The sequence below is a fragment of the Thalassospira sp. ER-Se-21-Dark genome (assembly GCF_017922435.1).
Classification (GTDB): domain Bacteria; phylum Pseudomonadota; class Alphaproteobacteria; order Rhodospirillales; family Thalassospiraceae; genus Thalassospira.
The window spans coordinates 214416-238248 of the sequence record NZ_VDEZ01000001.1 but is presented as its reverse complement, the minus strand read 5'-3'; the positions used below and the strand labels follow the sequence as shown (position 1 = coordinate 238248).

At 55.8% G+C, this 23833-nt stretch carries 19 protein-coding genes; all 19 read right to left on the bottom strand.

The genetic code is table 11. From position 1 onward, the window contains the following. Nucleotides 1-19 precede the first annotated feature (19 nt). Nucleotides 20-1690 (bottom strand): DNA repair protein RecN, encoded by a 1671-nt coding sequence (gene recN / locus FHI25_RS01085; protein ID WP_210514226.1) that lies wholly within the window; start codon nucleotides 1688-1690, stop codon nucleotides 20-22. Nucleotides 1691-1950: 260 nt separating this feature from the next. Then, complete coding sequence (locus tag FHI25_RS01080; RefSeq protein ID WP_083952662.1) at nucleotides 1951-2775, bottom strand: outer membrane protein assembly factor BamD; 825 nt, start codon at nucleotides 2773-2775, stop codon at nucleotides 1951-1953. Between the two features lie 223 nt (nucleotides 2776-2998). Then, entirely contained in the window at nucleotides 2999-3967 is a 969-nt protein-coding gene (lpxC, locus tag FHI25_RS01075) for a UDP-3-O-acyl-N-acetylglucosamine deacetylase (RefSeq protein ID WP_083996922.1), read from the bottom strand. A 335-nt stretch (nucleotides 3968-4302) separates the two neighbouring features. After that, complete coding sequence (gene ftsZ, locus FHI25_RS01070) at nucleotides 4303-5958, bottom strand: cell division protein FtsZ (protein WP_210514224.1); 1656 nt, start codon at nucleotides 5956-5958, stop codon at nucleotides 4303-4305. Between the two features lie 189 nt (nucleotides 5959-6147). Further along, a complete protein-coding gene (gene ftsA / locus FHI25_RS01065) occupies nucleotides 6148-7359 on the bottom strand; it encodes a cell division protein FtsA (RefSeq protein WP_231959745.1) in 1212 nt (403 codons plus the stop codon). Between the two features lie 271 nt (nucleotides 7360-7630). Next, entirely contained in the window at nucleotides 7631-8494 is an 864-nt protein-coding gene (locus tag FHI25_RS01060) for an FtsQ-type POTRA domain-containing protein (RefSeq protein WP_210514222.1), read from the bottom strand. Beyond that, entirely contained in the window at nucleotides 8482-9396 is a 915-nt protein-coding gene (locus FHI25_RS01055) for a D-alanine--D-alanine ligase (protein ID WP_210514220.1), read from the bottom strand. Before FHI25_RS01055 ends, FHI25_RS01060 begins: the two co-directional genes overlap by 13 nt. Then, nucleotides 9393-10337: a UDP-N-acetylmuramate dehydrogenase gene (gene murB / locus FHI25_RS01050; protein ID WP_210514218.1), complete on the bottom strand. Its 945-nt coding sequence runs from the start codon at nucleotides 10335-10337 to the stop codon at nucleotides 9393-9395. Before murB ends, FHI25_RS01055 begins: the two co-directional genes overlap by 4 nt. A gap of 7 nt (nucleotides 10338-10344) precedes the next feature. Next, nucleotides 10345-11754, bottom strand: a complete 1410-nt coding sequence (gene murC / locus FHI25_RS01045) for a UDP-N-acetylmuramate--L-alanine ligase (protein WP_210514216.1) — start codon at nucleotides 11752-11754, stop codon at nucleotides 10345-10347. Further along, complete coding sequence (gene murG, locus FHI25_RS01040) at nucleotides 11751-12950, bottom strand: undecaprenyldiphospho-muramoylpentapeptide beta-N-acetylglucosaminyltransferase (RefSeq protein ID WP_210514214.1); 1200 nt, start codon at nucleotides 12948-12950, stop codon at nucleotides 11751-11753. The genes murC and murG overlap by 4 nt, the downstream gene beginning before the upstream one ends. Nucleotides 12951-13104: 154 nt before the next feature. Beyond that, nucleotides 13105-14244, bottom strand: coding sequence for a putative lipid II flippase FtsW (gene ftsW, locus FHI25_RS01035; protein ID WP_008889595.1), 1140 nt, complete (start codon nucleotides 14242-14244; stop codon nucleotides 13105-13107). After that, nucleotides 14241-15647 (bottom strand): UDP-N-acetylmuramoyl-L-alanine--D-glutamate ligase, encoded by a 1407-nt coding sequence (gene murD, locus FHI25_RS01030; protein WP_210514212.1) that lies wholly within the window; start codon nucleotides 15645-15647, stop codon nucleotides 14241-14243. The genes ftsW and murD overlap by 4 nt, the downstream gene beginning before the upstream one ends. A 12-nt stretch (nucleotides 15648-15659) precedes the next feature. After that, nucleotides 15660-16748 carry a phospho-N-acetylmuramoyl-pentapeptide-transferase gene (gene mraY, locus FHI25_RS01025; protein ID WP_063088838.1) on the bottom strand — a complete coding sequence of 363 codons (1089 nt, stop codon included), beginning with the start codon at nucleotides 16746-16748 and terminating at the stop codon, nucleotides 15660-15662. A 45-nt stretch (nucleotides 16749-16793) separates the two neighbouring features. Continuing rightward, nucleotides 16794-18203, bottom strand: coding sequence for a UDP-N-acetylmuramoyl-tripeptide--D-alanyl-D-alanine ligase (gene murF, locus FHI25_RS01020; protein WP_210514210.1), 1410 nt, complete (start codon nucleotides 18201-18203; stop codon nucleotides 16794-16796). A gap of 59 nt (nucleotides 18204-18262) precedes the next feature. Then, nucleotides 18263-19723, bottom strand: a complete 1461-nt coding sequence (locus FHI25_RS01015; protein WP_210514208.1) for a UDP-N-acetylmuramoyl-L-alanyl-D-glutamate--2,6-diaminopimelate ligase — start codon at nucleotides 19721-19723, stop codon at nucleotides 18263-18265. Next, nucleotides 19710-21428, bottom strand: a complete 1719-nt coding sequence (locus FHI25_RS01010) for a penicillin-binding protein 2 (protein WP_008889600.1) — start codon at nucleotides 21426-21428, stop codon at nucleotides 19710-19712. The genes FHI25_RS01015 and FHI25_RS01010 overlap by 14 nt, the downstream gene beginning before the upstream one ends. Next, nucleotides 21425-21856, bottom strand: coding sequence for a hypothetical protein (locus tag FHI25_RS01005; RefSeq protein ID WP_210514205.1), 432 nt, complete (start codon nucleotides 21854-21856; stop codon nucleotides 21425-21427). The genes FHI25_RS01010 and FHI25_RS01005 overlap by 4 nt, the downstream gene beginning before the upstream one ends. Continuing rightward, the gene (rsmH, locus tag FHI25_RS01000; protein ID WP_210514203.1) at nucleotides 21853-22839 is read right to left on the bottom strand and encodes a 16S rRNA (cytosine(1402)-N(4))-methyltransferase RsmH; all 987 of its coding nucleotides are present in this window, start codon (nucleotides 22837-22839) and stop codon (nucleotides 21853-21855) included. Before rsmH ends, FHI25_RS01005 begins: the two co-directional genes overlap by 4 nt. Further along, a complete protein-coding gene (locus FHI25_RS00995) occupies nucleotides 22836-23339 on the bottom strand; it encodes a division/cell wall cluster transcriptional repressor MraZ (protein ID WP_210514201.1) in 504 nt (167 codons plus the stop codon). The genes rsmH and FHI25_RS00995 overlap by 4 nt, the downstream gene beginning before the upstream one ends. Between the last annotated feature and the right edge of the window lie 494 nt (nucleotides 23340-23833).

Sequence of the window (23833 nt, the reverse complement as noted above, 5' to 3'; positions counted from 1 at the left end):
CGACGTGTTGGCGCCGGGATCAATTGGGTTGTTCAAGCAGGCTGTCGGCGGCGGCACGTGCCTCGGCCGTCACGGAATGACCGGCCAGCATACGGGCGATTTCTTCGCGCCGGGCTCCATCGACAAGGGCATCGACGCGGGTCACCATGGTGCCTTCTGTCTCGCGCTTGGCAATATAGAAATGCGTGCGACCACGGGCGGCGACCTGTGGGCTGTGGGTGATGACAAGGATCTGGCGTTCCTGTGCCAGAAGATGCAGGCGCTGACCAATGGCCGCGGCCGTCGCGCCGCCGACACCGCTGTCGACCTCGTCAAAGACCAGGCTGGGCACGGCAGAAACACGCGCCAGCACGACCTTGAGTGCAAGCAGGAAGCGCGAAAGCTCGCCCCCCGATGCGATTTTGTTGAGTGCGCCCGGGGGGCTGCCGGGGTTGGTGGCAACCGTGAACTGCACCCGGTCAATGCCATCCTGGCCCCATTCGGCTTCTTCAAGCTCGGCAATGTCGGTAACAAAGCGCGCCTTTTCCATGCGAAGCGGCGGCAATTCGGCATTGATCGCACCATCAAGCTTGGCGGCGGCTTCCTTGCGCGCGGCATGAAGCTTTTCGCCCGCTTCGATATAGGCTTTGCGATATTCGCTTACGGCGGCGGTCAGGCGGCTCAGTTCCTTCTCGCCGAATTCAAGCTGATCAATTTGGGATCGGAAATCCTTCATCAGCGCATTCAGCCCATCGACCGGAACATTGTATTTGCGGGCGGCTGCGCGCAGGGCAAACAGGCGTTCCTCGACATTTTCCTGATGACCGGTATCAAGATTAAGATCGGCCAAGGTGGCCGAGATTGCCCGGTTGGCTTCTTCAAGTTCGATCGCGGCACGATCAAGGGCCTCGATGATCGGTTCAAACCGGCCATCGGCCTTTTCAAGTTCACGTTCAAGGCACCGCTGGGCACTACGAAGGGCGCTTTCGGCACCCTTGCCGCGCGAAAGTTCGGATCCGGCATCATTAAGGGCCGCAACCAGCTTTTCACCATGCATCAGGAACTGGCGTTCCTCTGCAAGGCGTTCTTCTTCGCCTTCTTCGGGGGCAAGCTTTTCAAGCTCATCGACGGCGTGGCGCAGCCATTCCTCTTCCTCGCGCGCCTTGTCAATTCGGGCGCGGGCAGCATTGAGTTCCTTTTGGGTTTCACGCCAGGCGCGCCAATGATCACGCACGGTCATGGCAAGGGGGCCAAGATTGCCGTGGGCATCAAGTGTCGCGCGATGTGTGGTGGGATCAAGAAGGCCGTGCTGATCAAACTGGCCCTGAATTTCGACGCAGTAATTGCCAACATCGCGCAGCAGCCCGACCGAGACGGATTGATCATTTACATAGGCACGCGAACGGCCATCTGACGTGACAACACGGCGCACGACAAGGTCTTCGCCCTCAAGATCAATATCCTGATCTGACAGCAATCCGAAAACCGGGTGGCCTTGTGGCAGATTGAAGGTTGCGGTGACACTGCACTTGTCGCAGCCATGGCGGACAAGGCCGCTGTCGGCGCGCGCACCCAGCGCGAGGCCAAGGGAATCAAGCAGGATCGATTTACCGGCACCGGTTTCACCTGTGAGCACGCTAAGCCCGTCGTGAAAATCGAGATCCAGTTTGTCGATAAGGACTACATTCCGAATGCTAAGGCGTCGAAGCATTGCTGGGTACTGATGTTGTTAACGGAGCAGCAGACAGGTACAGCCAAACTTGTTTGTGAATGTGCAGAGTGCCCAATCCCGCCCTGCCTTGCAAGCCTTGCGAAGGCGAAACGACATTCAATCCTGTCGTCCGAAGGGCGTTTGATCAAAATGCAGTGATATCAGACGGTAACCGCAATTTGTTCTTTTTTTGTTCTATCTTGTCGCAAGGCGGATTGTCAAGCAAACCCTTGGCCTTGCGAGGGTTTGCTTAAACGAAATCAGAACAGGCTGGAGATGGCGTTGGTCGTGTCATCCCACCAACTGCTGTCTTCGCGCTCCGGTGCGTCTTCACCAAGCATGAGACTATAGGACTCGCTGTAATATTCGCTGCCCGGGAAGTTGTGACCAAGCACAGCTGCGGTCCGCTTGGCTTCGCCTTCAAGACCAAGTGCAAGATAGCACTCGGTCAGGCGTGCAAGGGCCTCTGGCACGTGGGTGGTGGTCTGATAATTCTCGATCACTGCTTTGAAGCGGTTGATTGCCGCCAGATATTCGTTGCGGTCCTGATAATAGCGCCCGACATCCATTTCCTTGCCCGCAAGGTGATCGACCGTCAGGTCCTTTTTCAGCTTGGCATCGCGGGCATATTTGCTATCGGGGAAGCGGCGGATGACATCGTCAAGCGCATCCATCGCGTGCTGGGTCATCTGCTGATCGCGGCCGACGTCCGAAATCTGTTCGTAATAGGACAGCGCCTTGAGGTAATAGGCATATGGCACATCCGGGTTGGCCGGATGCAACGAGATAAAGCGATCCAGTGCGTTGATCGCATCATCGTATTTGTTGTCCTGGTAATAGGCATAAGCCGACATGAGGGTCGCCTTGGTCGCCCAGACCGAATAGGGGTGCTGACGTTCGACTTCGTCAAATGCCTCGGCAGCCTGTTGGTATTCCTTGGCGTCAAGCAGATCCTGCGCGCCGTTATACAGTTCGGAAACCGGACGTTCGACATATTCCGGCGCATCATTGCTTGAACATGCCGCAAGCATCAGCGACAGGCCGAGAGTTGCAATGACGTGTTTGGCGCGAACGGTACTTAGCACTGTGACGTATCCTCGAAATTTTTGACGCACTCACCGTAAAATCCGCCGGACTATATCATGCGAAGGGCGTGCTTGGGCAAGTAGTTGTGTCGTCAAATGCCGACTTTTATTCCATGTTAAATGCTGTGACGCGGATCAGAAGACTGAAAACCAACGCCGAAAACAAAAAAGGCGACCACAAGGGCCGCCATTCTCATAATGTGGATGCCAGTGACACCTGATTTCAGGCAGTGGCAAGCATCGGCTCGGAAACGCCGCGCAAGGCCGCCTTGGTCAGCGGAACAACACGATAAGCGTCTTCGTCGGCCAGCAACGCCTGAAGTAGCAGATTGTTGACATGGTGACCGGATTTGTAAGCGGTGACCTTGCCCTGCAACTGGTTGCCGGCAGTATAAAGATCGCCAAGCGCATCAAGGATCTTGTGGCGGACGAATTCGTCTTCGTAACGCAGGCCTTCCTCATTCATGACTTCGTCACCGGAAAGAACAACCGCGTTATCAAGCGAACCGCCACGGGCAAGACCGGCAGAACGCATGGCTTCAACTTCATGCAAGAAGCCAAAGGTACGCGCGCGTGCGATATCGGCAACAAACACGCCGTCATCGAACTTTACGGACATGCGCTGGTTGGCAATGGCCTTACTGGCGAAATCAATCTCGAAATCAATCTCGAACCCGTTGGCCGGTTCAACGCGTGCGGTGCAGCCGTTATATTCGACTTCAACCGGTTTAAGGACTTCGATGACCTGACGCGGGGCATCAAGTTCTTCGATGCCAACGCAATCAATCAGGAAGTTAAACGGGGCGGAGCTGCCATCCATGACCGGAACTTCGTCGGCATCGATATCGATGAGCACGTTATCAATGCGTGTACCGGCAAGGGCGGCCATCAGATGTTCGATCGTCCCGATCTTGATGCCCCGGGCTGCATCACCAAGGCAGGTGCAAAGACGGGTATCGATCACGCCATCGTAACGTGCCGGAAACAGCGGCTGGTCATCCAGGTCCGTGCGGCGGAATACAATGCCATGATCGGCAGGGGCAGGGTGAAGGGTAATGCGGATCTTCTGACCGGAATGCAAACCAACACCGGCACAGCCGATAGAGGCTTTGAGCGTGCGCTGGAGCACATAACCGTCGCCGGAGAAGCCAGTCTGCGTGATAGCAGAACCAAGATCGGCAATATTGTTCACAGGAACCCCCAAATCAGGTCAGTCAGTTTGTCATCAATCAACGTCAAAGCATGTTCAAAGCCACCTTCAAATTGGATGGCCCCTGCTTTGTTAGTTTGGAACACTACTGTTGATCGAACAATCACTCAAATCACTCTTTGTTACGCTTTGTAAACTTCATAGTGCTTTGAAATTGATAGGTAAAATGCATTTCTGCAGGGCATTTGGCGCCGGTTGTAACCGTGTGGTTTCCGAACTTTGGTCACAATTGCCGAATTACAGCGTCATCCAAGCTGGTGCGTCCAAAAAAAAGGGGAAGGCATTAAGCCTTCCCCATCTTCGCGCGGAGATCGTCGTCAGTTGGCCTGACGACGAAGGAAGGCCGGAATTTCAAGAAGGTCGTCAGACGCGCCTTGCGTCTTGCCCCGGGAAGCAGGCTCCTTCTTCATGACATGTTCGCTGTCCTCGCCAAGCGGCATCTCGGTCTGGCGTGGTGCAGGTGCCTGCGGCTGCGAGACTTTCGGCTCCGCATAGTTGTGCGGTTCCTTGGCAGACTTGTTCTTTCCAAACAGGCTGCTCAGAACTGAACGCGGCGAGGTTGCATTCTGGGCATCGGCTGCTTCGAATACGTCCGGGCTGTGCTGAGCGTGCTCGGCTTCGCTTGGCGTTACAGCACGCGGCGGAATGAAAGCCATGTCGCCGTTGCTGGTAGGTTTCTGGACTGGCTTGTCTGCACGCAGAACAGGTTTCGGTTTCAGGACCGTCTGGCCCATTTCAATCGAACCGGTTTCCTGTGCTTCGGCCTGATGGCTGATTTCCGGCTGCTGTGCGCTGCCGGTGGCAGCAAAGCGATCAGCAGGAATGTGATCAACCGACGCACCACCCGCATAATCACCAGCACCCGTGTTGTGGGCAGCAGCGGCTGCTGCGTTGCCAGCGCCATGTTGTGCGAAGGACGGTGCCGCGGCGGGATGTTCTGCCGGTTTCTGGGAAACAGGCTGTGCAACAGAAACAGTGGTCGGCTGCGGACGGCGAACTTCTTCGGCGTCTATACCGGTCGCCACAACAGAAACGCGAAGCGCACCTTCGATGGTCGGATCGAAGGTCGAACCGAAGATGATGTTGGCTTCGGATGCGACTTCCTCGCGGATGCGGTTGGCGGCTTCGTCAACTTCATACAGCGCCATATCCATGCCGCCGGTGATGTTGATCAGGACCGCACGAGCACCCTTCATGGATGCATCTTCAAGAAGCGGATTGGCTATTGCAGCTTCGGCAGCCTCAAGTGCACGTTTTTCACCCGATGCTTCGCCAGTGCCCATCATGGCTTTACCCATCTCGCTCATGACAGTGCGGATATCGGCAAAGTCAAGGTTCACAAGACCCGGGACCATCATAAGGTCGGTAATCGAACGCACACCGTTGCGCAGAACGTCATCTGCCATCTGGAAGGCATCTGCGAAGGTTGTTTTTTCATTCGCGACCCGGAACAGGTTCTGGTTCGGAATGATAATCAGGGTGTCGACATACTGCTGAAGCTGTTCGATCCCCTGTTCGGCGGTGCGCATGCGGCGCGTGCCTTCGAAATGGAACGGCTTGGTAACAACACCAACGGTCAGAATGCCGGCTTCTTTGGCCGCACGTGCAATGACCGGGGCTGCACCGGTACCCGTACCACCGCCCATACCGGCGGTGATGAATACCATGTGGCTGCCTTCAAGCTGCGCCTGAATTTCTTCAATGGATTCTTCGGCGGCGGCACTGCCCGCATCCGGACGTGCGCCTGCACCCAGACCCTGGGTGATTTTGCGACCAAGCTGCATCTTGCGTGTTGCTTTTGCCTGGGTCAGGGCCTGAGAATCGGTGTTGGCAACAACGAAATCACAACCTTCAAGTTCGGATGCGATCATGTTGTTAACGGCGTTGCCGCCGGCACCACCGACACCGATAACGGTGATCTTTGGTTTTAGGTTTTCTTCCGTTTCAGGAACGGAAAAACTGATTGTACTCATTGTTTGCTCTTCCTCTCCGCGCTTTAGAGCTTAAAGATCACACAGGCCTTCCCTTTGCCTGTGCGTGCCAGAAATACTTCGGGCACAAAGACCTCCGAGTCAGTTTTAGCTGGCAAAGAGTTATTGCCTTCTTAATGCGGATAAAAGTTTTCGGGAAAATGGATAAAAAAGTGCTTTTGGGCGTGCGAACTAGAAGTTCTCTTTGAACCAGGCACCCAAACGGCCCCAACGCCCACCCGATTGACGGATTTGCGCCATGGCTTCGCTCAGGGGATCGTTCTGTTGGGCAACAGCGCGCAACAACAGCCCCGAACAGGCCGAAAAAGCTGGGCCCGCGGTGGCTTCGGCAAGGCCCGAAACACCGTGCGGCAGGGCAATCGTTGCCGGACGTTCGAACATCTGGCTGGCCAGATCGGCAATGGCGTTCAATTGGCTGGCACCACCGGTCAGAACGATGCTGCGACCGCCGATTTGCGACAAGCCGTGTTCTTCCAGCTGATCGCGGATCAATTCGAACGTTTCTTCAAGCCTCGGCTTGATAATGTTGATCAGCATCGAACGCGGCACATGATTGAAATTGTTTTCGTCCTCATCGCCGATGGTCGGAACCGCGAGGATTTCCTGATCATCGGATGGCGAGGTCAAAGCACTGCCATGCAGAGTTTTCATACGTTCGGCATGGTTAAGCGACGTATTAAGCCCATAGGCGATATCGCGCGTGACATGCGCGCCGCCCACCGGGATCGAGGTGGTGTAGACCACCTGACCGGCATTAAAGACCGCCACACTTGTGGTGCCTGCGCCCATATCAATCACGGTCGCGCCCAGATCGCGCTGATCGGCTGTCAGGGCCGACAGACCTGATGCCAGCGGGGTGACGACCGTTTCCTCAATCGCAAGGTGGCAGCGTGCCAGAAGGGTGCCAAGATTGCGCAAGGGTGCGGTTTGCGTTCGGACAAAATGCAGATCAAGACCAAGGGTCGATCCATACATGCCGCGTGGATCATTCATGGTGTTGGCACCGTCAAGGCGGAACCCCAACGGGACAGTATGGATCAGCTCATCGCCGGCCTGACGCAGAAGGGCTTCCTTCTGGTCATTGAGTTTTCGGATCTCAAGATTGCCAATCGGGCGGGAGCCAAGCGGAAGCTCAACCGTGTGGGTTTCGGATTCCGGTCGACCGCCAGACAGATTGACAATGACTGAGTCGATGGTCTGACCCGCCATTTTTTCAGCGGCGTTGACCGCGGCGAGCACGACTTCCTGTGCGGCATCAAGATTGGAAATTGATCCACTTTGCAGGCCCTTGGACATGTTGTGACCAATGCCGATGATTTTTGGCGGTTGGTCCTTTTCACGTCGCGCAATAAAGCAGCAGACCTTGGACGTTCCAATGTCCAAAGCCGCAATCAATCCTGATCTGGTTTTGCCGCGTGCCAATTGAATGCTCTGAATTTTTATGGGTTATGTGGTCGGACTTTTTTGACCGTACCTTATTAAGCCTGTTTTCGACCAAAAGCGGTTGCAATTTGGTTAAGGCAGACCGTCGCATAACGCATCTTCATGCGAAAGTACGCAAAGAAGGTGAAAAAACAATCATGATATTGCGCAAGTCAGTGCCTTACGCGTCTGAAACGGGGTGCAGGAAGGATAGGCTGTCGGGGCGGTCAGTTCAGACCGCGCCCTCCTTCTTTGGCGGATTGCGCCTTTGTTCTGCAGCACCGGGTGTCAGGCGGACAAATGTCCGGTCGGGCAGGCGCAAATCAACAATCAGAACATCGCGATCAAGGATGCTGTGTTCGCGATCAAGGACTTCAAGGCGCTGCCATGCTTTTTCCATGTTTTCTTCAGGTAGGAGAATGAACATACCGTTGGCAAGCTGGATGTTCCAGCGACGATGCCCGATGCGCTGGGCACCGGTGATTTGTTCATAAAGGTGCGGGATGGATTGCAGGGTGGTCAGCATCTCCGCCGCACTTTTCGGTGCATCGTCACCGACAAGAACCGGCAGATCAAGGTAATCACCAAGTTCGTAATTCTGAAGTTGCTCGCCATCGCCATCGATCAATACATGGTCGCGGCCCTCGGTTTGCCAGATTGCCAGTGGTTTGCGCTCAACAACCGAAACGATCAGCGTATCGGGCAACTGGCGTTCGACGGTAGCACTTCGGATCCATGAAAGCTCTTCGATCCGTTCGCGGGCGGCGTCGACATCAAATGTAATGATCGGCGTGCCCGGTTTCTGTCCGATGGCTGCCAAAAGGGCATTCGGGTCGGTTTTTTCGCGCCCTGAAACTTCGATATTCTTGACCGTCATGCCAAACGCGGCAGAAAGCCGAACACTTTCCTGCGTTGCCATGCTCATCCATTTATCGGCCTTGCCGGTATAAACAAGGGCCGTCGGAACAATCACGATGGCACCAATGAAGCCGGTCCACCACATGACCCGCGCGATCTTTTTGACGTTGGTGCCAACGCTATGTTGCTTATCAAGCTTCTCGCGCCGTTCGCGGGCCTGTTCTTCTAGCGTTCGCACGATGCATCCTCCACCATCCATGCAACGATGTCGGCAAAGCTCATGCCGTCATGGCGTGCGGCATCCGGTACCAGTGATGTCGGCGTCATGCCCGGTTGGGTGTTAATCTCAAGGATCACCAAACGGTCGTTTTCAGGGTCATAGCGAAAATCGGCGCGTGCCACACCCCGGCAGCCAAGCGCCTTATATGCTTCTTCGGCGTGACGTTGTAGTCGATCGCGCAAATCGACTTCGATGTCGGCAGGCACGATATGTTCGGAGCCACCCTGGGCATATTTGGATTCAAAGTCATAAAATGCGTGATTGCCGGTCAGGATTTCGATGACTTCCATCGCCTCGCCATCCTTGACGGCAACGGTCATTTCGCGCCCGGGAATGAATTCTTCCTGCATGACGCCGTCACCATGGACCCAATCACGGGCCAGCATGTTTTGTTCTTCCTCGGCGGTCAGGATGATTTCAACCCCGACAGATGACCCTTCGTTATTGGGTTTCAAAACATAGGGCGGCGGCAATGCCTTGCCCGATGCGATGTCTTCGCGCGTGACCCAGACATGGCGGGCGCAGGGAATTTCATATTCGGCAAACATCGCCTTGGCAGACATCTTGTCCATAGCAATTGCCGATGCCCTTACACCGGAATGGGTATAGGGGATGTTCATGATTTCAAGCAGGCCCTGAACTGCGCCATCTTCGCCCCAGCGGCCATGCAGGGCATTGAAAATCACATCCGGTTTGGGATCAATGGCCGCCAATTGATGGGCAAGATCACGGTTTGCGTCGATTTCGGTAACTTTATAGCCCTTTTCGCGCAACGCCTTGGCGCATTCGCGCCCCGAGGACAGGGAAACTTCCCGTTCTGCTGACCAACCGCCCAGAATGACAGCGACATGTTTGTTCATGCGTCTTTTCCTATGATCGAGTGGCCAAGGCGTTCGCCAATGCGCCGGATTTCCCAGCGCAGCTCAACGCCGCTGTGTTCTTTGACCCGTCTGCGGACCTCTTCGCCCAACTGTTCAAGATCAAGGGCGGTGGCATCGCCCTTGTTGATCATGAAGTTGCAATGCTGTTCGGACATTTGCGCGCCACCGATGGTAAGTCCCCGGCAGCCAGCAGCATCAATAAGCTCCCATGCACGATCAGGCACCGGATTGGCAAAAGTCGATCCGCCGGTGCGTGATTTGATCGGTTGCGATTCTGCGCGCGCCTTCTGGATTTCATCCATGCGTTTGGCGATGTCTTCGGGATCACCAGACGATGCACGCAAGATTGCGGATGTGAAAATCCAGTCTTCCGGAAGCCCGCAGTGGCGATAGGTCATATTCATTTCGTCGGGCGTGACGGTATGAATGTTCCCGCTGCCATCAATTGCGGTTGCCGATACAAGGACATCCTTGATCTCAGTGCCATAGGCCCCGGCATTCATGCGTAACGCCCCGCCGATGGTACCTGGAATTCCAGACAGAAATTCCAGACCGGCAATGCCATTCATCTGTGCGGTTTGTGCGACATTGAGGTCAAGCGCACCGGCACCGGCGTGAACCGCTCCATCTTCAACCACCACATCGGTAAACGGGCGGCCAAGGCGGATCACAACCCCACGAATGCCGCCATCGCGCACCAGAAGGTTCGAGCCAACCCCGATCACAGTTACCGGCATATCCGCCGGTTTGCCTTTCAGGAAGGCGGCAAGGTCGGCTTCGTCTTCTGGGCGAAACATCACGTCTGCCGGGCCGCCAACCTGAAACCAGGTGACTTTGGCAAGTTGTGCGCCTTCACGCAGCTTGCCACGCACCTTGGGCAGGCGGTCGATCAGGGGCGTATGGTGTTTCGGCGTGCTCATATCTGCCTCAGTTCTTGATCGCTTCAAGTTGGGCGGGCAGGGCATTTGCCCATGCGCTGATGGAACCAGCGCCAAGGCAAACGACAAGATCGCCCGGCTTTGCTTCGGCTTTGATGACTTCGGCCAGTTTCTCTGGCCCTTCAAGTGCACTGACATGTCGATGGCCACGGTTGCGCAGGCCTTCGACAAGGGCATCACGTGATGCGCCTTCAATCGGGCTTTCTCCGGCTTCGTAAACGTCGGCAACGATCACGCTGTCAGCATCGTTAAAGCAGGTGCAGAAATCTTCAAACAGGTCATGCAGGCGCGAATAACGGTGCGGCTGAACCACAGCAATCACGTTGTTCTGGGTTGCCTGACGGGCAGCCTTCAGCACCGCCTTGATTTCCACAGGGTGGTGACCGTAATCGTCGATAATGGTGACACCATTGACTTCACCGGTTTTGGTGAAGCGGCGTTTAACGCCGGTGAAGCCGTCAAAGGCGGAGACGATTTTCTCATCCGGGATGCCAAGTTCAAGCGCGACCGTAATCGCCGCCAGCGAGTTGGAAACGTTATGATCGCCCACCATCGGCAGGCGGACATCCTTGATTACGCGTTCTTCGCTATCAACCCGTTCGCGGATCACGACATCAAAGACGGTATCGCCGATATTGGTGCGGACATTAACCGCACGCACATCGGCCTGCGGTGAAAAGCCGAACGTGAAAATGCGACGATCCGTGACGCGCCCGATAAGGGCCTGGACTTCGGGATGGTCGATGCACAGAACGGCAAAGCCATAGAACGGGATGTTCTGAACGAAGTTCTTGAAGGCTTCGCGCAGCTGATCGAAATCTTTCCAGTGATCCAGATGTTCCGGATCAATGTTGGTTACGACCGAGATCGTTGACGGTACTTTGACAAAGGTACCATCAGATTCATCGGCCTCGACCACCATCCAGTCACCTTCACCAAGGCGCGCATTGGTGCCGTATGAATTAATGATCCCGCCATTGATCACGGTCGGATCAAGGCCCGCCGCATCCAGCATAGTCGCAACCAGCGAAGTGGTGGTGGTTTTGCCGTGCGTACCACCAATCGCAATGGCCGCCTTAAGACGCATCAGTTCGGCCAGCATTTCAGCACGGCGCACGACCGGGATCATCGCGGCGCGCGCGGCAACGACTTCGGGGTTGGTCGGCTTGACAGCGGTTGAAATCACAACAACCTTGGCGTCTTCGACGTTTTCTTCCTTGTGGCCGACAAAGACCTTGATGCCAAGGGCGCGCAGGCGCTGCACATTGGCATTGTCTGAAATGTCCGACCCCTGAACGGAATAGCCGAGGTTATTGAGGATTTCGGCAATACCGGACATGCCGATGCCACCAATACCGACAAAGTGGATGGTGCCGATGTTGAGCGGCAGGGTGTTCATTGAGAGTCTCCTCGGTCTTGCGTCATGCTTTTGTTATCCGGGCTTCCTGCAGGGTTCAGGCCCAGCATATCAAGCACCATGTCAGCCAAACGCTCCGCGGCGTTGGCACGCCCGCTGCTTTTGGCGGCTTTTGCCGCCCGGGTAAGCGCTGCGGGGTGGGTTAAAAGTTTTGCCAGGCGATCAGTGACGGCCTCGCTGCTAAAACGTTCTTGTGGCATCAGCCACGCACCACCTGCGTCTTCGATCTGCTGGGCATTGTAACGCTGATGGTCATCAATGGCATGGGGCAGGGGTACGAGAAAACCCGGGCGTCCAGCCGCGGTCAGTTCCGCCACCGTCGACGCCCCTGAACGGGCAATCACCAAATGGCAATCGCGCAGGCGTTCGGGAATATCATTGATAAAAGATGCCAGGGTCACGTCAATCTGCGATCCGTCATAGGTTTTGCGCACCGTATCGATATCTTCTTCGCGCGCCTGTTGGGTAACAATCAGGCGTTTGCGGATGGCTTCCGGCAGGTTGACCAGCGCGGTTGGCAGAACTTCCGACAGGATGCGTGCGCCTTGTGATCCACCCGTTATCAGAAGGCGGATCGGACCATCGCTGGTCGGGGTCTCGTACTCGGTCGCAGCAAGGGCTGCGACCTCGGCACGGACCGGATTGCCCGTCCAGATCACTTTGGCCTCGTCACTTGATGCAATCATCGTGACCTTGGCAAAGGATGTCGCGATGCGCTGTGCGTTGCTAGCAACCAGACGGTTGGCGCGGCCCAAAACCGCGTTTTGTTCATGAATGGCATAAGGAATGCCAAGCCACTTGGCCGCCATGGTCGCCGGGATAGAGGCATAGCCGCCAAAACCGATCACGGCCGCGGGTTTGGTCTTTTTGATCCGTTTGCGGGCCTTAAGCGTGCCAAGGCCAAGCCGGGCGGCCCCGATCAGGCGGCCCTTGATGCCTTTGCCGGCAATGCCGCCGGCAGGCAGGATGACGGTTTCGACGCCTTCAACGCCCTCGGTATAGCGTGCGGCACGGGCATCGGTGAAAAACAGGACCTTTGCGCCACGACGCACCAGCGATTTGGACAAGGCAACAGCCGGAAACATATGCCCGCCAGTGCCACCGGATGTAACGGCGATCACCTGACCTGCGAGCGGTGTCTCGACGGCAGAAAGTTCTGGGTTGGCGAAGTCAGTCATCTTGTCCACATCTAAAACGACGGCAGTGCGGGGAGGGTCCCCGACAGTTACCCCCATCAGAACCCGACAAAGGTTAATATCCCTTCAAACCGGGCGTGGAATAACACCTGATTTTGTCGTTTTGATGCAGAAAGTTTTAAAGGGGTGGTGTCGATTATTCGCCGGGCCGTTTTCGCGTCAGCGCCAGAACAAAGCCCATGCCAATCGCAATCCCGATCGTGGCGGAACCGCCATAGGAAACAAACGGCAACGTCATGCCCTTTGGCGGGACCAGCTGCAGGGTGGACGCCATGTTGATGACGGCCTGCAAACCGAACTGAACGAGAATGCCGGTGACGGCCAGAACCACGAAAAGGTTGCGTTCCCCCATCAAGCGCGAAAGACCGCGCATGATGATGAAGGTAAAGACACCAACGACCAGCACACAGAACAGAAGCCCGAATTCCTCGCCCGCTACAGCAAAGATAAAGTCGGAATGGGCATCCGGGATGGAGTTCTTGACCCAGCCTTCACCCGGGCCGCGGCCCATGATACCGCCACTCATGAAGGCTTCCATGGATCGTTCGATCTGATAACTGTCACCAGATGCCGGATCAAGGAAGCGGTCCACACGCGACTGAACGTGCGGCAAGATCAGATAGGCCGTGACGGCCAGTCCAACTGCGCCAAGCCCAAGACAGAACACCAGAATGATCGGAAGTCCGGCCAGGAAGATCTGCACCGACCAGATCGATGTGATGACAACGGTTTGGCCAAAGTCCGGCTGGATCATCAGAAGGAAGATGCACACCGCCAGCATCAGGCTTGAAACGATGTATCCCGGGAAGTTCGGGTTCAAACGTCCTTCGGCAAACATCCAGGCAATGACAACCGCAAAGGCCGGTTTGAGGAATTCGGACGGTTGCAGGTTAATCCCGGCAACGTTGATCCAGCGTACTGCGCCCTTGATGTCTGATCCGATGAACGGGGTGATGATCAGCAAAAAGAGTACGCCCAGAAACATGAAGGACGCCAAACGTCGCACCCATTTCACTGGCAACAGCGAAATGGCAAACATGCAGACTGTCGCCATGCCAAGGAAAACGAACTGGCGGGTGACAAAGTGGAAACTGTCAACATTGATGCGATCAGCAACCGGCGGACTTGCCGACATCACCAGAAGCGCGCCAATCCCCATCAGAAGGATGATGGCCGCCAGCAACCAGCGATCGACCGTCCACCACCAGATCCCCAGAACTGATGTGTCGGCACGCGAAAAGGCTATATTCGTGTTGTGACCAAACAGGGACTTCATGCGTTTGCCTTCCCGGTCATGTCACGACCCGCCAATGCGTTGTACAGAACGCGGAATGCATCGCCGCGCGCCTCAAAGCTTTTGAACTGATCAAAAGATGCGCAAGCCGGGGTGAGCATTACCACCGGTTTGTCATCACCATTGGCCTTGGCGTCGGCAAAGGCCATTTTGGTTGCCACATCAAGGGTTTCGCATTTCTCCCATGGCAGGTCACTACCAAGGGTTTCGGCAAATTCATTGGTCGCCGCACCAATCAGATAGGCCTTCTTGATGTGGGGATAGAATTCCTGCAATCCCTCAATCCCGCCTTCCTTGGGTTTGCCGCCGGCAATCCAGTAAATGTTGCGATAGGCTGAAAGCGCCTTTGCCGATGCCTCGGCATTGGTGGCCTTGCTGTCATTGACAAACACAACACCGTCAATGGTGCCGAGCAATTCCTGTCGATGGGCAAGACCCGGGAAGGACATGATCCCGTCAATGATCCGGGTGGCATCCACACCGCGCGCACGGCACAGCCCATAGGCAAAGGCAATGTTTTGCCAGTTGTGGCGTCCGGGCATGTGGGTGACGGTCGCAAGGTCCAGAATACGAGTTTGTGCACCGGTCATGTCATCAATCAGCCAGCCATCCGCATCAACATAGATGCCGTGATCGACCAGTTGTTTGACCGAAACCTCGATGATGTGCCGACCGCCTTCACGGGCCAGCTCAACCGCCATTTTGGCACACGGCTCGTCATCAACGGAAATGATCGCCCATTTCGGGCCCTTTGCACGGGCAAAAATCAGGTGCTTGGCACCGATATAACCGTCCAGTCCGCCATGGCGATCCAGATGATCCGGTGTGATGTTCAAAAGCGCGCAGGCATCAAAGGCCGCATGTTCAAGCAGCTCAAGCTGATAGGATGACAGCTCAAGGACCAGACAATCATCTGCGGTGGAGGGTTCAAGTCCAAGGGCTGCATTGCCAAGGTTGCCGCCCGCCTGAGTCTTGATCCCGGCCTGCCCGATGATGTGGGCGGTCAGCGCGGTGGTGGTTGATTTGCCGTTGGTGCCGGTGATGGCAAGTGTTGGCACATCAGGTTGCGCCACACACAGCAATTCGACGTCACAAATGATCGGTTTGCCCGCACGGCGTGCCTTTTCAGCCGCCGGATGCGGGGTCGGGAAGGTGGATGGAATACCCGGGCTGATCACCAGCATGTCCGGTTCTGTCCAGTCGCATTCTGCAATATTGATCGGGGCAAGACCAAGCGGTTCAAGCTGTTCACGTGACGATGCGTTGTCATCCCACGCCCAGACGACGGCGCCTGCATTGATCAATGCCTTCACACTGGCAAGTCCGGATTTCCCAAGACCCAGAACCGCGATGGTTTTGCCGCGCAGATGTGAAAGATTAATCAATTCAGTATGTCCTTAACGAAGTTTCAGGGTTGCAAGTCCAACCAGGGCAAGGATCACGGCAATGATCCAGAACCGGATCACGATGGTCGGTTCCTGCCAGCCCTTTTTCTCGAAATGGTGATGAAGTGGTGCCATGCGGAATACCCGCTTGCCGGTCAGTTTGTAGGACCCGACCTGAATGATCACCGACAGTGTTTCCAGAACAAACAGACCACCAATGATCGCCAGAACCAGTTCGTGTTTGGTGACAACCGAAACCGCACCCAAAGCACCACCAAGGGCAAGGGATCCGGTATCCCCCATAAACACCATCGCAGGCGGGGCGTTGTACCAAAGGAAACCAAGGCCGGCACCAACCAGTGCGCCAAGGAAAATGGTCAATTCGCCAGAACCGGCAACGTAATGGACCTGAAGATATTCGGCGAATTGAACGTTACCGATCAGATAGGTAATCAGCGCAAAGCTGGCCGCCGCAATCATCACCGGCACAATCGCCAGACCATCAAGGCCATCTGTTAGGTTCACCGAGTTCGAAGCACCGACCATGACAAACATGGCAAACGGCACGAAGAACCAGCCCAGATCCAAAAGGAAATTCTTGAAGAACGGGAAGGCAAGTGCGGTCGAAAGCGGATCGGCGGTGTTATAGGAAATCCACCAAGCCGCAAGGGCTGCGATGGAAAACTGCCCAAGAAGCTTGAGCTTGCCCGGCAGGCCTTTGGTATTGCGCTTGGAAACTTTCAGGAAGTCATCAAGGAAACCAAGGAAGCCATAGCCGATGGTGACCAGCAAAACCGCCCAGACATAAGGGTTGGTGAGGTCGGCCCACAGCAGGGTGGCAATCGATGTTGACAGCAACAACAATAGCCCGCCCATGGTTGGCGTACCCTTTTTGGTCAAAAGGTGGCTTTCAGGGCCGTCTTCGCGGATCGGCTGGCCTTCGCTTTGTTTGGAACGTAACCAGTTGATCAGGTGCGGGCCGATCACAAAGGCAAGCACAAGCGACGTGATGATCGCACCACCCGTACGGAAGGTGATATACCGAAACAGGTTCAGTACCGGCATCTGATCAGCAAATTGATAAAGCAGATTATAGAGCATTGCTCTGGTCGTTCCTTTTGCGACTTATCCTGTTGCGGTTGTGGATTATTCCACCACGCCACAGGATTTTAAGGCCGATACAATTTTCGAAACGTAAATGCCAAGCGATCCTTTGACCAAAACCACGTCGCCATCGCGCAAATCGGCCTTTATTGGCTCAATTGCGTCCTCGGCAGTTTCAAAATGGCCAGCATTTCGTTCGGAAGGCAAAGTTTTGTCGAGTTCAGCCATCATCGGCCCCACCGAATAAACCCGATCAATTTCAAGTGCGGTCAGCGGTTGATGCAAATCGGCATGCATTTTCGGCGCAATATCGCCGAGTTCGCGCATCTCGCCCAAAACGGCAATCTTGCGTCCGCCGTCACCCGGTTTGGTCTGTGACAGGACCTTGATCCCGGCCATCATCGAGGTCGGATTTGCGTTATAGGCATCATCAATCAGGGTAAAGGTACCATCCCCGGATGGCAGCTTGACCGTGTGTGTTTCACCGCGACCGGCAGGCGGCGTAACATCCGCCAGATCCTGCGCGGCACATACAGGATCCGCACCAATCGCGTCAACACATCCCAGAACCGCAAGCGAATTCAGAACCCAGTGTTCACCGGGGCACCCGATGAAATATTCAAGGTCCCGTCCACCGACACGTGCGCGGACGGCACTGCCATCGGTGACGATGTTGGCTTCAAACAGTCGATAGTTCGCCATGGCATCGGTGCCAAAGCACTTGATGTTGCCAAGGCCAAGTTCCTTGGCACGTCGGGCAAGGGCGAAGTAATGCATGTTGTCACGGTTCAGAATGACCGTGCCATCCTGATCAAGGCCATCGAAAATCTCGGCCTTGGCCATGGCAATTTCGGCTTCGTCCTTGAAGAATTCAGTGTGTGCGCCGACCACGGTTGTGATCACGGCAACACTTGGCTTGACCATTTTGACAAGCTTGCTGATTTCGCCCGGATGGTTCATGCCGATTTCAAAAACGCCAAAGGCGGCATCGGCGGGCAGGGTCGCCAAGGTTATCGGCACACCCCAATGATTGTTGAAGCTGGCCGGGCTGGCATGGGTCTTTCCCTGCTGGGACAGCACGTATTTAAGCGCTTCCTTGGTGCCGGTTTTGCCAACACTGCCGGTGATGGCAACGATTTTGGCATTGCTGCGCGCGCGACCGGCAAGGCCAAGGCGCTCAAGGGCTGCCATCGTATCATCCACCAGAAGAACCTTGTCGGTATCGGTGATGCCTTTGGCATCCGAGACCATGACGGCATGTGCGCCGGCATCAAGGGCGGCCTGGGCGAATTTGTGACCGTCGAAATTCGGGCCTTTAAGGGCGATGAAAAGATCGCCCTCGCTGACTTTGCGGCTGTCGATTGAAATGCCGGCTACCGTCCAGTTCCCGGTGGTCTTGCCACCGGTTGCGGTTTCGGCATCCTTTGCCGTCCATAAAACAGCCTTCGTCATAACGTCACTTTCTTTCCGGTCAGGCCATCACGGCCAAAGCGCCGTAACGGTATTTATGTTCAGTTGCCACCTGCAAGGATGCTGCGGGCGACAGATGCATCATCGAATTGAAGAACCGTCTCGCCGACAACTTGGCCTCTTTCATGGCCTTTTCCGGCAATAATAAGGACATCGTTACGCTGCAGAATGCCAATGCCGCGTTTGATGGCCTCGGCGCGATCACCGATCTCAACGGCACCTTCACATCTTGCCTTGATGGCGGCACGAATGGTGGCCGGGTCCTCGCTGCGCGGATTGTCATCGGTGATGATGGCAATATCGGCAAAATCGTGCGCAACCTGCCCCATCAACGGGCGTTTGCCGGTATCACGGTCTCCACCGGCCCCGAATACACAAACGATGCGGCCTTTGCAATGTGGACGGACCGCCTTGATCACAGTTTCAAGGGCATCTGGCGTGTGGGCGTAATCAACAAATACCGGTGCGCCGAAGCTGGTTTTGCCAACCAGTTCCAGACGACCACGAACACCTTCTAGTTTTTCAAGGGCCAAAACCGCCTGATCAAGGTCGGCACCAGATGCCACCACGATGGAAAGGGCTGCCAGTGCGTTCATCACCTGGAAGCTTCCCATCAGCGGCAAATGGATGTTGTATTCGCCCTTATTCGCCATCAGGCGGAGCTTGGTGCCGGTGCTGTCCGGTGTTGCCTTGATCAGTTTGATGTCATCGGCGTTCTCGCCATAGGACAGGACATTCACACCGCGCTTGGCGCAAAGTTTTTTCAGAAGATCGAACTGTTCAACATCGGCATTCAGCACAGCCGTGCCATCGGCGACCAGAAGGTCAGAGAACAGGCGGGCCTTGGCGGCGAAATATTTTTCGAACGTGCCGTGATAATCAAGATGATCACGCGACAGGTTGGTAAACGCGGCAACGGTAACCTTCACGCCATCGAGACGATATTGATCAAGCCCGTGCGAGCTTGCCTCCATTGCGACATGGGTAACACCAATGCCACACATTTCATCAAGGCTTTGATGCAGGGCAACCGGATCGGGCGTGGTCAGCGAACCGGGGATCTTTGCCCCAGCGGCACGGATGCCAAGCGTTCCGATCGATCCCGACATGTTGCCAAGGATCGTCCAGAGCTGCTCGGTAAAGATCGCCGTGGATGTTTTACCGTTGGTGCCGGTGATCGCCGCGATGTTTGCCGGCTGCTTGCCATAGAAACGGGCGGCAAGCTGGGCATAACGTTTGCGCGGGTTTTCCACCGGGATCAGCGGCACAGTGGGGGCTGCCGGTCTTGGCGTTCCATCCTTTGCAAGGATGGCTGCGGCACCAAGTTTGATCGCATCGGCGATATACTTGGAACCGTCATCACGTGCACCGGACAGGGCGGCAAACATATAGCCATCCTTCACGGTGCGTGAGTCTGCTGTCAGGCCCGTGATATCCGGGTCCTGTCCTTCGGCATGTTTCAATGCCGCTTGATCACCTGCCATGAGCTCAGAAAGACGCAAGTTTGCGTTCCCCCTTGCGAAGTTCGATCTGCAGCGCTTGCTCAATCTCCGGCGCCTTCGCATTCGCCGGTTCAATGCCCAAAAGGGGAGCAATACGTGTCACAACCTTGCCAACGGCAGGGGCGGACACCCAACCTGCTGTGGCAAATCCATAAGTTTCTTTAGTGCCTTTGGGCTCGTCCAACGTCACCAGAACCACATATTTCGGGTCCTGCATCGGGAAGGCGGCGACAAAGGTCGACATGCGGGCGTTCTTGACATAGCGCCCGTTCACGAGTTTTTCCGAAGTCCCGGTCTTCCCGCCAAGGAAGTAACCCGCCACTTCGGCGTTCTTGCCAGAACCGTCGGTTACGACCAGTCGCATCAGGCGACGTAGCAGTTCCGACGTTTTCTGGGAAAATACACGTTCGCCTGCCGGTGCGCCGTCCTGTTTGAGGATGGTCGCAGGGCGGCGAATACCACCATTCACAAGGGTGGAAATGCCACTGACAACCTGAAGCGGGGTCACGGCCAACCCATGACCGAACGAAATCGTCATGGTGTTGATGTCGCGCCACGGATTGGGCACAAGCGGTCCGCCAACTTCAGGAAGCTCGATCTGCGGTTTGTCGAGCATGCCAAGCTTTTTAAGGTATTTTTGCTGGGTCTCGCCGCCAAAGGCCATTGCCATGCGGGCTGATCCGATGTTCGAGCTGTGAACAAGGATTTCCGGCAGGGTCAGCCAGCGGTTCTCGCCGTGATAGTCACGAATGCGGAACCCGCCAATTGCCAGCGGTTCGGTCGCGTCATAGACCGAATTCAGCGTCGATGTGCCGGTTTCAAGGGCGATGGCCGTGTTAAACAGCTTGAACACCGAACCCATTTCGTAAACGCCAAGCGTGGATCGGTTAAAGCGCGCATCGGCCGGGGCCTGACCCGGGCGATGGGGGTCAAAGTTCGGAAGCGATGTCATCGCAACGACTTCGCCGGTATAGACATCCATCACAAGGCCTGCCGCCCCAACCGCGCTGTAGGTTTCCATCGCGTTTTCGACTTCTTCGGCAAGCGCGTATTGCACGCGGGTATCAAGCGAAAGTTCCAGTGGGCCGTTATTGATGCGCAATTCGTTGTCAAATTCGCGCTCAGCCCCGGCGATGCCGTTATTGTCGATGTCGGTGAAGCCCAGAACATGTGACAGAAGACGCCCATGCGGATAAACGCGGCGTTCTTCACGCTGGAAATTCAATCCCGGAATGCCAAGCGAGTTGACGTCATATTGCTGTTCCGGTGTCAGGTTGCGGCGCAGCCAGACGAATGCCTTGCGCGAACTCAGATGACGGATCAGTGAATCGCGGTCCAGATCAGGCAATACGGTCAACAGCAAGTCTGCCGACTCAACCGGGTCCTTGACGACGCGGGCATCGGCATAAAGCGAATTGGTCGGAAGATCGGTCGCAAGCAACATGCCGTTGCGATCAACGATATCGGCGCGCTCGGTCTTGAGTTCGCGGGTATCAGTTCCCGATGCGACAGCCGGTTCATTGCCCTGACGCAGAACCGATGCATCAATCAGACCATAGGTGATCCAGCAAAAGCCGATGATGAACATCGCGCCGGTAATAAAGATACGGTTGCGCGCAGTTTCAAGCGCAAGACGTTCGCGCTGATCCGGGCCCAGTTCCGGACGGTCGCCACGCAGCCAGTATGAAAAACGGGTCAGGCTCATTGTGCGCCCTCCGTTTCGGTCGCAACAGACGGGGCATCAATGATCATGGTATCAGCCGCCTCGTCATACATCAGATCACCTGGACGGGCGCGCGGGACGGGCATGAAGGCAACTGCCTCGCCAAACTTGTTGATGCGATACTGATGCAGATCGGCGTCTTCGGGCAGGTCGTCGATGCTTGCCATCTGAAGCACGTCAATCTGCGCAAGGCTCAGATACTGTTTGGACAGGCGTTCGATACGTTCCGGATTGTTCAGATAGCTCCATTCGGCCTGAAGAACATGAATGCTTTCCTGTTCGGCCAGAATGTCGGACTGAATATCCGCGTAACGTTTTTCAAGACGTTCGACCTGATGGCTGACCCAATAGGTGCCGGTGCCGATCAGGATGGTCAGAACAAGGCCAATGATGGTTACCGCACGGGTCATTTGCGACCTCCCTGCGATGTGGCCGGTTGGTCGTTGCGCGCAACAGCGCGCAGCTTGGCCGAACGTGCGCGCGGGTTGGCGCGAATTTCATCTTTCTGACCAGTGACGGCCTTGCGTGTAATTGTCGTAAAGGTCGGAATGGCGACTTCCGGTTCGCCGGGCAGGCGACGCGACATCTTGTTCGGATCGCCAGAGCGTTCCTTCATGAATGTTTTGACCTGCCGATCTTCAAGCGAGTGGAAGGTCACAACCACCAGACGGCCGCCCGGTTTCAGCAACGTTTCGGCGGCATCCATGGCGCGTTCAAGTTCGCCAAGTTCGTCATTCACATAAATGCGCAGCGCCTGAAACGTCCGTGTGGCGGGATCAATGCCGTCCTTGGATTTGCGCACAACAGAACGCACTGCACGGGCAAGCTGGGATGTGGTGGTAAAGGGTTCCTCTGCGCGCATTTCGATAATCTTGCGCGCGACTTTGCGCGATGCGCGTTCCTCGCCATAACGGTAAACGACATTGGCGATGTCTTCTTCTTCGGCGGTGTTGACGAAATCGGCCGCCGTCGGGCCAGACATCGACATGCGCATATCAAGCGGGCCGTCTTCGCGGAACGAAAATCCGCGATCGGCCTGATCAAGCTGCATGGATGAAACGCCGATATCAAGAACGATACCATCGACCTGCTGCGCACCTGCCGCCGGGAGAAGTTTGGCCATATCGCCAAAGCAACCCTCGACCATGTGGAAGCGGCCGTCATATTCGGCTTCAAGCTTTTTGCCGGTGGCAACAGCGGTCGGGTCGCGGTCGATGCCGTAAAGTTCGCAGTTGGCAGAGTCAAGAATGGCGCGGGAGTAACCGCCTGCGCCAAAGGTACCGTCAACCATGATCTCGCCGTCACACGGTGCAAGGGCTTCTAGGACCTCGCGAAGCAGGACCGGCTTGTGCGGACGATCTTCAGTGGCAAAGCTTAGATCGTTGCTGCTCATGATGCGTCCTCCTCCGTTGCGGTGCCGGGACGTGCACCTTTGGGGAGTTCACTCATCGGTTTGAGCTTCAATGTCGCACCACGGTTAAGCGTTCGGGTCCGGCTGGCTTCTTGCAGGGGCTTGAAGATGTCAGGGTTCCACAGGCGGAAGGTGCGACCGCGGCCGACAAAGGCGACCTGGTCTTCGATGCGGGCGAACTCGATCAATTCTGCGGGCAGAATGATGCGGCCTTCGCCGTCGTAAGGAAGCATATGCGAGGAGCCAAGGATGGTGTCTGCCAGATCGTCGGCCTCGTCAGAAAACATGTCGAGTTCATCAAGCGATGCGGCAATGCGCTCCATATGGCTGTGGCTACAGCCTTCAAGCGCGCTTTCCTTGTGGGATTGATACAGGTAGATGCCGGCGAATTCTTCGGTATCAAGGGCCGCACGGAACCGTTTGGGGACGGATACGCGTCCCTTCCGGTCCAGCTTGTGAATGTGCGTCCCTGTGAACAGCACTTCGCCATTCCCCTGATCAAAAAACCGATCTCAGAACACTGGCCCTGATGGGCTGTCTTGCGACTGTGGTGTGTCTGAAATGGATATGCCCCGCATGGCACGGAATTTGTGCCTCTTTATGGGGTACCATGGGAAATCATGGGGGTCAATGGGATTTGATGGGCAAGAGTGTGACGTTTTGGCACTTCCCAAGGGTTTCCGCGGTATATGCAGAAAGGCTGAAATCGGCCAAAAATGCAGGAAAACCAGCGGCGATCCATCTTCTGCCCATAAAACCCCAATTCCGTTCCATGGGGACCCATGGGAAGACCATCGAAAAACCGGAATTTGGGTTTTGATGGACCAGTTCAAGAATTGGATTTGAATGGGGTTTTCGAAGACAATTTGCGATTTGATGGCCAATCGGGTTTGATGCGCGGGCAAACTCCTGCAAAATGTCAAAATGATCTCTGATGGTTTTGATCGGCCATCACGAATGAAAATGTCCCCAAATG